This window comes from Meiothermus luteus (genome assembly GCF_003574085.1).
In the GTDB taxonomy this organism is placed as follows: domain Bacteria; phylum Deinococcota; class Deinococci; order Deinococcales; family Thermaceae; genus Meiothermus; species Meiothermus luteus.
The window spans coordinates 13951-27074 of record NZ_QWKZ01000012.1 but is presented as its reverse complement, the minus strand read 5'-3'; the positions used below and the strand labels follow the sequence as shown (position 1 = coordinate 27074).

Here is a 13124-nt window from a genome sequence, read left to right as displayed (position 1 = left end):
GCATGGCCCGGGCGGTTCCCAAGGGAAGCAAGGGGCCGCAGGGCGGCTCAAAGGCCTCGTTGGAGGCCAGGAAAGCGCGGGCCGCCAAGGTTTTGGCGGTGATGGAGCAGCTTTACCCCCAGGCCACCACCGAGCTTTCGCATGCCAACCCCTTTGAGCTGCTGGTGGCCACGGTGCTCTCCGCTCAGGCCACCGACGCCTCGGTGAACAAGGCTACCCCGGCCCTATTCCAGCGTTACCCCGACGCTTTTGCCCTGGCCCAGGCCCGCCCAGAGGAGGTGGAGCCTTACATCAAGACCATCGGCCTGTACCGCTCTAAGGCCAGGAACCTGGTTCGCCTGGCCCAAAAGTTGGTGGAAAAGCATGGCGGCCAGGTGCCAAAGGACAAAGCCCGCCTGCAGGAGCTGCCCGGGGTGGGTTGGAAGACCGCCACGGTGGTGCTGGGGGCGGCCTTTGGGGTGCCGGGGATTGCGGTGGACACCCACCTGACCCGGCTGGCCCGGCGGCTGGGGCTTTCCGAGGCGAGGACGCCCGAGAAGATGGGGGCCGAGCTCGAGGAGCTGTTCCCTAAGGAAAAGTGGGTCTACGTGCACCACGCCCTAATCCTCTTCGGCCGCTACCGCTGCACGGCCCGCAGGCCGAAGTGCCAGGACTGCCCCCTTTACGCCGAGTGCCTGAGCAAAGGAGCCTGGTAGCCGTCCTCTGGATGGGTTTAGTCCCAGCGCCGCAGGCGCACCGGTAAGCGCCGCCAGCGGCGGGGGCGCAGCCGGGCCTCCAGGCGGCGCCAGCCGTAGGCCAAGGCCCCCACCAGCCCGGCCCCCACCGCCAGTACCCAAAAGGTGGCCAGGAGCCAGAGCACCAGGAAAAACCCCACCGACCCGGCCAGGAATAGGACCAGCAGCCCCAGCGGGCCCTTAGGGAGATAGAAACCTCTCATGCCCACAGGGTAGACCCTCGGGGGATGAGGAGGGTAAGCCTCAGGCCTGGGGCGGGGCCTTTCGCAGGGTCACGTCGATCTTGCAGATGTGCTGGGTGAGCCAGCTCGAGAGGGCCGCGTGAAGCCGCTTTAGGGCCGGGGGGTCCACGGTTTTTGGGGTGTGCTCGCGGCTGAAGTCGGTCCAGAACCCCAGGAACCTTTCGTGGGCCTCCTTGTTCTTTTGGGCTACCGGGCAGCCCCGCAGGGCCATGCACAGCTCCTCGTAGGCGAAGTGGGTGTGGACGTAGGCCTCGAGGAAGGCGAACACGTTCTCCAGTTCGGCTCGGTCTAGGGGCTCATTTTGGGCCTCCTCGAGCAGGCGCTCGAGCCGGTTGATGTACTCAAACAGCTTCTGGTGTTGGCGGTCCACCCGGGCCTCGCCCACGGCGTACTGCTCACTCCACTGGATGGGCATATTCCCTCCCTGGGCTGGATTGTAGGCCCTGGGGGGTGTGAGGAATGTCCTGGCGTGTCTTTTTGGGGGTGGGGTTGACAGGCTTTAGGTTAAGCGATTAACTTACCGATTAACTAAAACCGCCTACTAAGCTGGATTGCATGAGAAAGCTTCGCAAAGCCACTTTGAAGGATGTCGCCCAGCTTGCCGGGGTCTCCACCGTCACGGTCTCTAACGTGATTAACCAACGCCCCAACGTTTCGGAGAAGACCCGGGCTCGAGTTGAGCAGGCCATCCGTGAGCTTGGCTATACCGCCAACCTGGCAGCCCGCAGCCTGGCTGGGGGGCGTACGCAAACCGTGGGCATGCTGGTGCCCGACCTCACCACCCAGTTTGTGGGGGAGATCGTGCGCGGCACAAGCGATGAGCTGAGGGCGGTGGGGATGGAGATGCTCATCTCTACCGCCTCAGATATGGCCCGCGAGCAGCAGCAGGTGGCTTTTTTGCAAAACCTGACCGATGGCCTTTTGCTCATTCTGCCCCAAACCCCTGATCGAATGCTCCTAGCCGTGGAACAGGCGGGGGTTCCGGTGGTGGTGATTGACCACCGGGGCCAGCAAATCCTGCTCCCTTCGGTGGACGTGGACAACTACACTGGGGCCCGCCAGGCTATGGCCCACCTCCTGGAGCTGGGCCACCGGCGCATCGGCTATGTGGCCGGACCGAAGGGCTTTGGGGCTTCAGCAGCCCGATTGAAGGGCTACAAGGAAGCCTTGGCCAGCGCGGGCCTGCCCTTTGATAAGACTTTGGTGGTGCAAGGAACCTTTCAGCAGCCCAGCGGTTTTGCGGCGGGTCAGCAACTGTTTTCGCTGCCCCAGCCGCCCACCGCGGTCTTCGCCGCCAATGACCTGATGGCCTTTGGGGTGATGGAAGCGGCCAAGCAGATGGGGCTGCGAATACCAGAGGATGTTTCCATCGTTGGATTTGACGATATTCCCCAGGCTAGCCAGGTGTATCCACCCCTTACCACCGTTCGCCAGCCGCTCTACCAGATGGGGGTAGCGGCGGCGCGTCTTTTGGTGGCCATGCTGCGGGGGGTCCGACCCCCCACCAGCCGACTCACCCTTTCTACCGAGCTGGTGGTGCGCTCCACCACCACAAGGGCAAAGGAGGTGATGGTATAGCCCCAGGCGGGGTTTTTGTGGGGAGGACCGTTTAGACCAGGCGTTTAGGGATGTCAGGCGACCATCAACAGGATGGGCGGGGGGTGTTTTGCACCCTGGAGTCTACCGAGTTCTTTTGCTTTAGGAGGTAAACCGTGCGCAAAATTTGGCTTTTCGTTCTCGGCTTTCTGGTTTTTTGTGGAGGGGTTCAGGCCCAATCGCTTCCCCGCAAGGAGACCTTGTATGTGGGGGGGCTGCAGTGGGGGCCTCCTTCAAGCTTCAATCCCTTGATGGCCCAGGCCGGTGCAGCCTGGCCGAACACAGCTCCTACCGCCTTTGGCAGCCAACTCCTTTACGAGACCCTCTTTGTCTACAACATGCTGAGCGGAGAGCTGGAGCCCCAGCTCGCAGCGCGCTTGGAGACCCCTAACCCCACCACCTTCCGCATTACCCTGCGCAACGGCACTCGCTGGCAGGATGGAAGGCCCCTCACCAGCCGGGATGTGGTCTATACCTTTGAGCTGGCCAAACGCCATCCCGTGGGGTATGCCCCCTTTTGGGATTACGTGAGATCGGTGAGCGCGAACAGCCCCACCGTGGTAACCATCCAGCTCAACCCGCAAAAGCCGAACCCTGGGTTGGTACGCAACTACCTGGCCAGCGTAACTATTCTTCCTGAACACATTTGGTCGCAGGTGGAAAAAACCGAGCGTTCCATCCTGCAGTTTGCCAACCTCAACCCGGTGGGCTCAGGGCCGTATAAGCTCAAGGAGTACAACAACGAGCGAATTGTGCTGGAGCGCGATCCCAACTACTGGGGCCGCTCGGTTTGGGGCTTGCCCGCACCGCGTTACATCGTGCATCCCATCTTCAAGTCCAACGAGGCTGGAAACCTGGCGCTGGAGCAGGGCCAGGTTGACCTTTCCCAGCAGTTTGTGCCCGAGATTTGGAAAATGTGGGAGCAGAAGCGCCTACCTGTTTCCACGTGGCTCAAGCAGCCTCCTTATCATCTTCCCGGCCACCTTCCCATCATTTTCATAAATGTCAACAAGAAAGGTCTGGACAACCCCTTGGTGCGGCGGGCCATTGCCTATGCCATTAACTACCCTCTTATAGCCCAGACCGCCATGTCCAACTACTCGGTGCCGGTGAACTCGAGCCTTATCATTCCTGAAGGTGGTGAGAAAAAGTTTTTTGATGCCGAGCTGGTTCGGAAGGAAGGCTGGAGCTTTAATCCCAGGCGGGCATTGGAAATCCTGGAGAAAGAGCTAGGCGCAAAGAAGGGTTCCGATGGTATCTACGTTCTTCCCGACGGCACCCGGCTCGGTCCTTGGAAGGTGCAGTGCCCCTTCGGATGGACAGACTGGAACCAGGCTCTGGAGATTGTGGCCGCCAACGCGCGTGCGGTGGGAATTGACCTTCGCACCGAGTTTCCGGAGTATCCGGTGGCCAACCAGAATATGGCCAACGGTACCTTTGACCTGGGGCTTTGGTTTGTGAGCGGGGTGGGGCCGGCTAGCCCCTGGCAGCGCTTCCGCGATGTGCTGGACGGGCGGGGTGTGCCCCCGGTGGGCCAGACTGCTTTCTGGAACTACAACCGCTACAGCAACCCCAAGGTGGGAGAGCTTCTGGATAAAGCCGCTGCGGCCACCAGTGAGGCCGAGCTCAAACGCCTTTACGGTGAGCTAGACAAAATCTTTATGACCGATGTGCCGGTCATCCCGTTGATGTACCGGCCGCTTGAATTCTTCCAGTACAACGAAACGGTCTGGACGGGTTTCCCCAACGCCGCCAATCCCTATGCGCCGCCTATGCACAGTGGGGCTGGGGTGCGGTTTACAAGATAAAGAGCCGCTGAGCTTAGGGAGCTGACCAAGCAATTGGTTCCTGTTGGGGGTGCCCCAAGGGCTTTTGGGGTATCCCCAAAGGAAGGAGGTGAGGAATAAACCCATTCTTGCGCTACGCCTTGAACAAGGCCGCTTGGTATACCATGGCCTTTTTGGCTGCGGTGGTGCTCAACTACTTTCTGCCCCGCTTGATTCCGGGAAATCCGGTGGACACCATTGTGGCCCGCATGGCCCAAGGGGGCGGCAGCGAAGGGGAGGCCCGCCAGCAGATATACCAAACTTTCCTAAAGGAGTTTGGCCTGGACCGGCCTCCTTTGGAGCAGTTCTTGAACTATTTAGGAAACCTCCTGCGGGGTGATTTGGGGACCTCCTTTGGCAATTATCCTGCCAAGGTGGCCGATTTAATTGCGGCCTCGCTGCCCTGGACGGTGGCCTTACAGCTCCCGGCCATACTGCTGGGCTGGATTCTAGGGAACTGGCTGGGGGTGCTGGCGGCCTACCGGGGAGGTTGGGTAGACCGGTGGGCCTTCTTGGGCTTTCTGGCTCTTTCTAACATTCCCTACTACTGCTTGGCCATACTGCTTCTCTATCTCTTCTCGGTGGCCTTGCCCCTTTTCCCTTCCTTCGGTGGCTATGCCCCCGGTACTACCCCTCACCTAAGCCTGGGCTTTGTCCTCAATGTTTTGCACCACTACACATTGCCCTTTTTGTCGCTGGTGCTGGTTCTAATCGGAGGGCAAGCGGTGGGGATGCGTTCCATGGCCATTTACGAGTTGAGCGCTGATTATGTTCACTACCAGCGAAGCCTGGGGGTGGACGACCGCCGTATTGTAAGGAGCATCTTTCGCAACGCCATGCTGCCGCAGATCACGGGGCTGGCCTTGGCCATCGGTTCGCTGGTGGGTGGGGCGCTGCTAACCGAGGTGGTCTTTTCCTACCCCGGTATTGGCAGCCTGCTTTTTACCGCCATCCGCCAGAATGATTACCCCCTTATCCAGGGGATTACCCTTTTGGTGACGGTGGCTGTGCTGGCGGCAAACTTCATCATAGACCTGACCTACGGCCTCATTGACCCTAGAGTTCGCGCGGCCCAGGTAGGTGAGCGATGAACCCGCTTTTGGCCCAACTTTTGTCCAAAGGGCGCTTCCGCTTGAGCGTGGGGATACTCCTTCTGGTGGTGGCTTTTGCGGTACTGGGTCCAATGCTGGACACCCGCAACCCGCTTTTTGCGGTGGGAGGCCGCTACGACCCGCCTTCGGCCAACGCCATTCTAGGCACCGATGTCATTGGCAACGATGTCTTTTTGCAGCTCATGCACGGGCTGGGCACCTCGCTCAAGATAGGGCTGATCGCAGGCCTGGTGGCTACCGCAATTGGTGTGTTGATTGGCACCCTGGCGGGTTTCTTGGGCGGGGTTGTGGATGAGATATTGATGGGCCTCACCAACGTGGTGATTACCATCCCGACCATCGTGATTCTAATCCTGCTTTCGGTGGCCCTGGAGTCGCGCACCCTGGTCTCGCTGGCCCTCATCATCGGCGTCACGAGCTGGCCTTGGACGGCTCGAGCCATTCGGGCCCAAACCGCCTCGTTGCGCGTTCGTGAGCATGTAGACGTGGCCCGGCTTTCAGGGGCAGGCACTTTCTCCATCATTCTTTGGGAGATTCTGCCCTACATGTTCAGTTACATCTTCATGGCCTTTGTGCTTCAGCTAGCCAGCGCCATTCTGAGCGAGGCTGCGCTAAGCCTCTTGGGGCTAGGGCCAGACAACACCATCAGTCTAGGCAAGATGCTGCAGTTTGCCATTCAGGGCGAGGCCATCCGTACTGGGGCCTATTGGGCTTTTTTGCCACCCACGCTGCTGCTCACGGTCATTTCGTTCGCGCTTTTGCTGCTTCAGTCAAGCCTGGACGAGGTGTTCAATCCCCGTCTGCGGAGGGCCTGATGGACACCCTGCTGCGTGTGAAGAACCTCTGTGCGGCTTACGCCCAAGGTGGGCAAAGGGTTCGGGCAGTGGATGGCGTTTCGCTGGAACTGCGCCGTGGTGAGGTGTTGGGAATTGCAGGGGAGTCGGGGTGCGGAAAGTCTACCCTGGCCCAGGTACTGGCCCTTTTGGCCCGCCCCCCCCTTTGGGTGGAGCAAGGGGAGCTTTGGCTGGATGGCGCAGTCTACCCACTGGGGCAGGGGATTCACTTGCCCCGTGAGCTGCGTGGCCGCAAGGTGGCGCTGCTCCCGCAGGGCGCTCTAAACGCTTTGAACCCTACCGCTCGAGTTCGTGAGATTGCCCTGGAGGTCATTCGGGCCCACGAGCCAAAGACTACCCCCCAGGAGGCCTATGCGCGCGCCCGGGAGCGCCTTGAGCAGCTTGGGTTGCCTAGCCGGGTCCTCGAGGCCTACCCGCACCAGCTCTCAGGAGGCATGCGGCAGCGGGTGGTCACGGTGATTTCCACCCTGCTCAACCCCAAGGTGTTGGTTGCCGATGAGCCTACCTCAGCCCTGGACGTCTCGAGCCAGAAGGCGGTGGTGAGGATGCTTAGGAAGCTCCTGGAACAAGGAGTGATTGAGGGGGTCATCTTCATCGCCCACGACCTACCCTTGCTGCGCAGCGTTGCAGACCGAATTGCCATCATGTACGCCGGAAAGGTGGTGGAGCTGGGGCCGAGCGAGGAGCTGGTGGAGGCCCCCCGCCATCCCTACACCCAGGCCCTGGTAGGGGCAGTGCTGGTTCCTGAACCTTATATTCGCCAAAAGCGCGTCGAGGGGATTGAAGGAACGCCCCCCGACCTGCGAAGCCCGCCGCCGGGCTGCCGCTTCGCTCCTCGCTGTAAATACGCCCAGCCTCGTTGCAGCGAGCTAGAGCCGCCCCGGTTTGGCGGCGAGGAGCGTTTCGCGGCTTGTTGGCTGTTGGAGGAGGTGCTGGCATGAAGAGCCTTTTGGAAGTGGAGGCCCTGGGCCGCACCTTTGGGAGTGGGAAGCGAACCTTGCAGGCGGTAAAGGGGGTGACCTTTAGCCTGGCGCCGGGTGAGATTGTGGCGGTAGTGGGCGAGAGCGGTTCAGGGAAGTCCACCCTGGCCCGGCTGATTTTGCGGCTCCTCTCGCCTACCCAGGGCCAGATGCGCTTGGAGGGTCGGGACGTGTTCCGCATACCCCTGCGGGCCTACTGGCGCATGGTGCAGGCGGTTTTTCAGGACCCCTATTCCTCCTTTAACCAGTTCTACAGCGTGCGGCGCTTGCTGCAGAAGTCCCTGGGCCTCCTTGGGCCCCTTTCTTCCCAGGAGCGCGAAGCGCGCATACGCACGGCTTTGCAAAGCGTGGGGCTCGAGCCGGAAGGGATTTTAGGGAAGTATCCCCACCAGCTTTCGGGGGGCCAGCGCCAGCGGGTCATGATTGCCCGGGCCATCATGCTTCGGCCCCGCCTGCTGATTACCGATGAGCCCACCTCGGCCCTAGACGCAAGCCTTCGGGCCACCGTGCTCAACCTGCTCAAAGACCTGCGTCAAGAGCAGGGAACCAGCATCATCTTCATCACCCACGACATCGGCCAGGCCTACTACCTAAGCGACCGCATTCTGGTGATGCACCAAGGGGAGGTGGTAGAGGAGGGGCCGGTGGAGCGAGTGGTGGAGCAGAGCCAGCACCCCTACACCAAGCGTCTTTTGTCCGACGTGCCCAGGTTCCACGGATGACATTGTGCCCGCTCCGGCCATGGTATACCCAGGGTCAGCGCTTCTGCGCCCTGTTTTGGGGTAATTCTGTGGAACCCGCCTCTAAAACCCCTTCTTTGGGCCTGATTTTCATCCTCGGCGCCCTAGCCGCCTACGGCCCCCTTTCCACCGACCTTTACATGCCGGCCCTGCCCACCATCGCCCAGGAGTTCCAAAACCCCCAGGCCCACCAGACCATGGCCGTCTACTTCCTAGGGCTCTCGCTGGGCCAGCTCCTCTACGGCCCCCTGAGCGACCGCCTGGGGCGGCGGCGACCCTTGCTGGTGGGCTCTGGGCTCTTCGTGCTGGCCTCGCTGGGCTGTGCGCTGGCCCCCTCCATGCCCCTGCTGGTCTTCTTCCGCTTTTTGCAGGCCCTGGGGGGCTCGGTGGGGATGGTCACCACCCTGGCCATCGTGCGCGACCTCTTCCGGGGCCGCCAGGCTGCCCAGGTCATCTCCTACCTGACCTTGGTGATGGGGGCGGCCCCTATTCTGGCGCCTTTGGTAGGGGGGCAGATACTCCTGTACCTGGACTGGCGGGCTATCTTTGTCTTGCTGGCCCTGTTTGGCCTTTTGTGCCTGGGTCTGGTCGGGCTGGCCCTCCCCGAAACCCATCCTCCGGCCCGGCGCACCCAAAGCCCACTGTGGGCGGCCCTAGGAGACTACATCCGATTGTTGCGCGAGCGGGCTTTTCTGGCCTACGCCCTACCCAACAGCCTGATGGGGGCGGGTTTCTTCACCTACCTGAGCGCGGCTTCGCCGGTGTTCATCGGGGTATACGGGGTTTCACCGCAGCACTTTGGCTTTATTTTCGGCCTAAACGCCTTCGGCCTGATTCTCAGTTCCCAGCTCAACGCCCTTCTGCTCAAGCGCCGCTCGAGCCGCCGCATCCTGGTAGGGGCCATGGGCCTGATGGTGGGAGCGGCTTTGGGTCTGGTGCTGGCCGCGGCCACGGGTCTGGGAGGAATGTTGGGGGTCTGGGCGGCCCTTTTCGTCTGTGTAGGGGGAATGGGCCTGGTGCGGCCCAACGCCCAGGCCCTGGCCATGGAGCCCTACCCCGAGCGGGCTGGGCTGGCCTCCTCGCTTCTGGGGGCGCTGGGCTCAAGCGCCGGCGCTTTGGCCGGGAGCCTGCTGGGGCTTTTCCCCGAGGCTTCAGCCCTGCCCATGGCCCTCATCATCGCGGTTTGCTACATCCTGGCCTTGGGCTTGTTCGGAGTCTTTCAGCTGTTGTTGCGCACCTCGAGCCAAAACCTTCTTAGGAGTTGACCATGCTTGAAGTTGAGCAAATTCTCTGCCAAATGACCCTAGAGGAAAAAGCCGCCCTTTGCACCGGGGCCAGCGCCTGGACCACCCTGGCCATCCCGCGCCTAGGCATCCCTGAGATGGTGGTCTCCGATGGGCCCCATGGGGTTCGGCGGGTGACCGATGTGCAGGCGGTGGGGGCTAAGAGCCTCCCCGCCACGGCTTTTCCTACCGCCTCCTGCCTTTCCGCCACCTGGGATCGCGAGCTTCTGCGGGAGGTGGGGGCGGCCATTGCCCGGGAGGCCATCGCCCTGGGCGTGGACGTGGTGCTGGGCCCAGGCAACAACATGAAGCGAAGCCCCCTGGGCGGCCGCAACTTTGAGTACTTCGCCGAGGACCCCTACCTGGCCGGGGAGCTGGCCGCCAGCTACATCCAGGGGGTGCAGGCCCAGGGGGTGGGCACCTCCCTCAAGCACTACGCTGCCAACAATCAGGAGTATCAGCGGCTGCGGATTGATGTGCGGGTGGATGAGCGCACCCTGCGCGAGATTTACCTGACCGGCTTTGAGATTGCGGTCAAAAAGGGCCGTCCCTGGACGGTGATGTGCGCTTACAACAAGGTGAACGGAACCTACGCCTCCGAGCACCGCTACCTCCTGCAGCAGATTCTCAAAGACGAGTGGGGCTTTGAGGGGCTGGTGGTCTCGGACTGGGGGGCGGTGGTGGACCGGGTGGCAGCCCTGGAAGCGGGCCTTGACCTGGCCATGCCCGGCCCTAAGGCCCGCTTTACCCAGGCCCTGGTGGAGGCGGTGCGCTCGGGCCGGCTGGAGGAGGCCCGGCTGGACGAGGCGGTGCGGCGCATCCTGCGGGTGGTCTTTCGGGCTAAGGCCACCCCCAAGGGAGGCCAGTTTGACCTTGAGGCCCACCATGCCTTGGCCCGAAGGGCCGCCGCAGAAGGGATGGTGCTCCTAAAGAACGAGGGCCTGTTGCCCCTGAAAAACCCCCAGCGAATCGCGGTGATTGGCCGTTCAGCCCGGTATCCCCAGTTCCAGGGTGGGGGCAGCTCCAACGTCAACCCCACCCGGGTGGACATCCCCTTGGAGGAGCTGCGCAGGCTGGCCGGGGAGGCCCAGATTGCCTACGCCGAGGGATACCCCGAGGGGCTGGCGGAAGACCCCGGGCTCATTGAGGAAGCGGTGGCCCGGGCCAAGGAGGCCGAGGTGGCCTTGGTCTTCGTGGCCCTGCCGCCTGCGGTGGAGTCGGAGGGCTACGACCGCCCCTTCCTGGGGCTTACCCCACAGCAGGAGGCCCTCATCCAGGCGGTGAGCCAGGCCCAGCCCCGCACGGTGGTCATCCTGAACACCGGTTCGGCGGTAGACATGCGGACGTGGATTGGGGGGGTGGGGGCGGTCCTGCAGGGCTGGCTGATGGGCCAGGCGGGCGCTGGGGCCATCGCCGACATCCTCTTTGGCCGGGTCAATCCTTCGGGGAAGCTGGCCGAGACCTTTCCCCTGCGCCTACAGGACACCCCGGCCTACCTCAACTTTCCCGGTGAGAACGGAGAGGTGCGCTACGGCGAGGGGATTTACATCGGCTACCGCTACTACGAGGCCAAGGAGCTGCCGGTGCTCTTCCCCTTCGGCCACGGCCTTTCCTACACCACCTTCCACTACGCCAACCTGCGCTGTCCTCCCCGCTTCAAGGACACCGAGGGCCTGCGCATCGCCTTTGAGGTGACCAACACCGGGCAGATGGCCGGCAAGGAGATTGTCCAGGTGTACGTGCGCGACCCCCAGGCGAGCCTGCCGAGGCCGCCCAAGGAACTCAAGGGCTTCGCGAAAGTGGCCCTGGAGCCTGGCGAGACCAAGACCGTGGAGATAGAGCTTGACTACCGGGCCTTTGCCTACTACCACCCCGGGTTGAAGGACTGGGTGGCCGAGGAGGGGGAGTACGAGATTCTGGTGGGGGCCTCTTCCGCCGACATCCGGCTCTGCCAGACAGTGGTGCTCGAGGCCACCCAGGACTGGCCCTCCTTGCTCAACGAGGAATCCACCCTGCGCGAGTGGCTCCAGGACAAGCGGGGCCGGGGGATAATGGAGCCTTTCCTGGAGGAGATGCTGCCCCGAATCCGAGCCGCCTTCGGGCTGGAGGAAGGGGAGACCTTTATCGGGATGGACCTGATGGGCTTCCTGTTGGACATGCCCCTGCGCAGCGTGCTGGACTTCCAGTCGGAGCAGCTTCCCGCCCCGCCTGAGGCGATGGTGCAGGAGCTGCTCCACCGGGTGCGAGGCGTGAAGAGGTCAGGCGAAGAGCACCGGGTCCTCTAGGTCTATTAGGTATAGGTTGACCTGTCCTCCCTGGTCGGAGGCGTAGAGGATGTAGCGCCCGTCCCAGCTAAAGGTGGGGTGGCAGTGGCTGGCCTGGGTGTGCCAGGAGGTGCCGTGGTAGCAAAGCACCTCGAGCCGGGGGGTGTCCTCGCGCACGTCTATGAGCACCAGCCGTTCGGCGTCGTCCCCCACCAGCAAGGGCCGGTGGGGGTGGGCGTGGTAGTGGTTGCAGTAGTAGGGCATCTCCACCCGCCGGACCAGCCGGCCCTGGGTGTCCATCCAGCCCACGTAGGGGCGGAAGCTGCTGGGGGCGGGCTCATGCACCACTGCCTGGGTTTTGCTCGAGGTGATGGTGCCGTCGTGGCCGGGGCCCCGGTTGTCAAAAAAGACCAGTCCATCCTGCGTCCAAAACTCGTGCCCCACCGCGTCCCCCTCGTCCTGGCGGAAGAGGGGCCGGACCTCCCGGGCCAGCAGGTCAATAAGCCAGATGCGCTGGGTGACCAGGTTCCAAGGCCCCTCGTGGCAGAAGATGGCCAGGGTGGAGTCCAGGGGTGAGAACTGGAAATGGCCCAGCCAATGGGTGTCGCGGAAGACGTCAAACCAGCCCGAGCCATCGGTGGAGGCTAGGGTGATGCGGCCGTCTTTGATCTGGTAGTAGCTTTCCTTAAAGCCGCCGTAGTTGACGTTGGTGTTGACCGCGCGCACCCGCTCGTTGCGGGCGAAGCCCACGTAGCGGCGGTTGGGGCTGATGGAGGGGGAGTAAAGCTGGTAGCGCCCGTCATCCTCGTAGAGGAGGGTGGTTTTTCCGGTAAGAGTGTCCAGCAGCTTGACCTGGCCGGCGGTCAGGTAGGCGATGAGGCGCCCGTCGGGGGTCTTGGTGGCGCTGCCCACCGGGTGGGCTTCGTCGGTGAGCTGGGTGACCTCTCCGGTCAGGAAGTTGAGCTTGAACAGGTTGTAGTGGGGGTTTTCGTGGGGGGCCCGCTGCGCTTTGCTGGCCCGGTCGGAGCGGAAGACGATCTCAGGCCGGTTCAGGACGAAGGCGTTTTCGGTGAAGTAGAGGTGTACGTTGTTGCCTCGGTCGGTGAGCCGGACGATGCGGCGGCGGGTCTTGGGGTCGGTGAGGAGAGTAAAAGGGTTCATACGCGCTCGGGAGATGGGGGCAATAGGTCTTCCCGTAGGGGAGAGAAGATATCCAGCAGCTCTCCTTCCTCCAGGGCCAAAGCGCCGTGTTCCACCCCGGCGGGGATGAGCAGGGTGTCGCCTGGGGCCAGCTCGAGCTCCCTTGCCCCCAGCCAGAATCGGAAGCGTCCTCGCAGCACCTGGGTAATCTGCTCGTGAGGGTGGGCGTGTAGGGCGCCTTCGGCCCCTTCGGAAAAGCGCACCCGGATGGCCATCATCCGCTGGCCTAGGGCCACCAGCCGGCGCGCCACCCCGGGCTCAGCAGCTTCCCAGTCTTGGTCAGGTTGCATCGG

At 62.8% G+C, this 13124-nt stretch carries 13 protein-coding genes; 9 read left to right on the top strand and 4 right to left on the bottom strand.

The window, feature by feature from the left end:
* The first annotated feature begins 2 nt into the window (after positions 1-2).
* Positions 3-695, top strand: coding sequence for an endonuclease III (nth, locus tag Mlute_RS03095; RefSeq protein WP_119359289.1), 693 nt, complete (start codon positions 3-5; stop codon positions 693-695).
* 17 nt (positions 696-712) lie between these two features.
* Here nth and Mlute_RS03090 read toward each other — a convergent pair whose 3' ends face one another.
* A complete protein-coding gene (locus Mlute_RS03090) occupies positions 713-937 on the bottom strand; it encodes a hypothetical protein (protein WP_119359288.1) in 225 nt (74 codons plus the stop codon).
* Positions 938-977: 40 nt separating this feature from the next.
* On the bottom strand, positions 978-1391 hold the full coding sequence (locus Mlute_RS03085) for a bacteriohemerythrin (RefSeq protein ID WP_119359287.1): 414 nt from the start codon (positions 1389-1391) through the stop codon (positions 978-980).
* A gap of 140 nt (positions 1392-1531) precedes the next feature.
* Between Mlute_RS03085 and Mlute_RS03080 the strand changes: the two genes are divergently transcribed.
* The 8 genes from Mlute_RS03080 (at position 1532) to Mlute_RS03045 (ending at position 11652) form a co-directional block, all read left to right on the top strand.
* Entirely contained in the window at positions 1532-2554 is a 1023-nt protein-coding gene (locus Mlute_RS03080) for a LacI family DNA-binding transcriptional regulator (protein WP_119359286.1), read from the top strand.
* A gap of 134 nt (positions 2555-2688) precedes the next feature.
* The gene (locus tag Mlute_RS03075; RefSeq protein ID WP_220452057.1) at positions 2689-4380 is read left to right on the top strand and encodes an ABC transporter substrate-binding protein; all 1692 of its coding nucleotides are present in this window, start codon (positions 2689-2691) and stop codon (positions 4378-4380) included.
* Positions 4381-4487: 107 nt separating this feature from the next.
* Positions 4488-5489, top strand: a complete 1002-nt coding sequence (locus Mlute_RS03070; protein ID WP_220452056.1) for an ABC transporter permease — start codon at positions 4488-4490, stop codon at positions 5487-5489.
* Complete coding sequence (locus Mlute_RS03065) at positions 5486-6325, top strand: ABC transporter permease (RefSeq protein ID WP_119359285.1); 840 nt, start codon at positions 5486-5488, stop codon at positions 6323-6325. Before Mlute_RS03070 ends, Mlute_RS03065 begins: the two co-directional genes overlap by 4 nt.
* Positions 6325-7305 carry an ABC transporter ATP-binding protein gene (locus Mlute_RS03060; protein ID WP_119359284.1) on the top strand — a complete coding sequence of 327 codons (981 nt, stop codon included), beginning with the start codon at positions 6325-6327 and terminating at the stop codon, positions 7303-7305. Before Mlute_RS03065 ends, Mlute_RS03060 begins: the two co-directional genes overlap by 1 nt.
* Positions 7302-8066 (top strand): ABC transporter ATP-binding protein, encoded by a 765-nt coding sequence (locus tag Mlute_RS03055; RefSeq protein ID WP_119359283.1) that lies wholly within the window; start codon positions 7302-7304, stop codon positions 8064-8066. Before Mlute_RS03060 ends, Mlute_RS03055 begins: the two co-directional genes overlap by 4 nt.
* 68 nt (positions 8067-8134) lie before the next feature.
* Positions 8135-9349, top strand: coding sequence for a Bcr/CflA family multidrug efflux MFS transporter (locus tag Mlute_RS03050; RefSeq protein WP_182482459.1), 1215 nt, complete (start codon positions 8135-8137; stop codon positions 9347-9349).
* A 2-nt stretch (positions 9350-9351) separates the two neighbouring features.
* Positions 9352-11652, top strand: a complete 2301-nt coding sequence (locus Mlute_RS03045; protein WP_220452055.1) for a glycoside hydrolase family 3 C-terminal domain-containing protein — start codon at positions 9352-9354, stop codon at positions 11650-11652.
* Here Mlute_RS03045 and Mlute_RS03040 read toward each other — a convergent pair.
* Complete coding sequence (locus tag Mlute_RS03040) at positions 11626-12792, bottom strand: oligogalacturonate lyase family protein (RefSeq protein ID WP_119359281.1); 1167 nt, start codon at positions 12790-12792, stop codon at positions 11626-11628. The genes Mlute_RS03045 and Mlute_RS03040 overlap by 27 nt on opposite strands.
* Positions 12789-13121 (bottom strand): cupin domain-containing protein, encoded by a 333-nt coding sequence (locus tag Mlute_RS03035; protein ID WP_119359280.1) that lies wholly within the window; start codon positions 13119-13121, stop codon positions 12789-12791. Before Mlute_RS03035 ends, Mlute_RS03040 begins: the two co-directional genes overlap by 4 nt.
* Positions 13122-13124 lie beyond the last annotated feature (3 nt).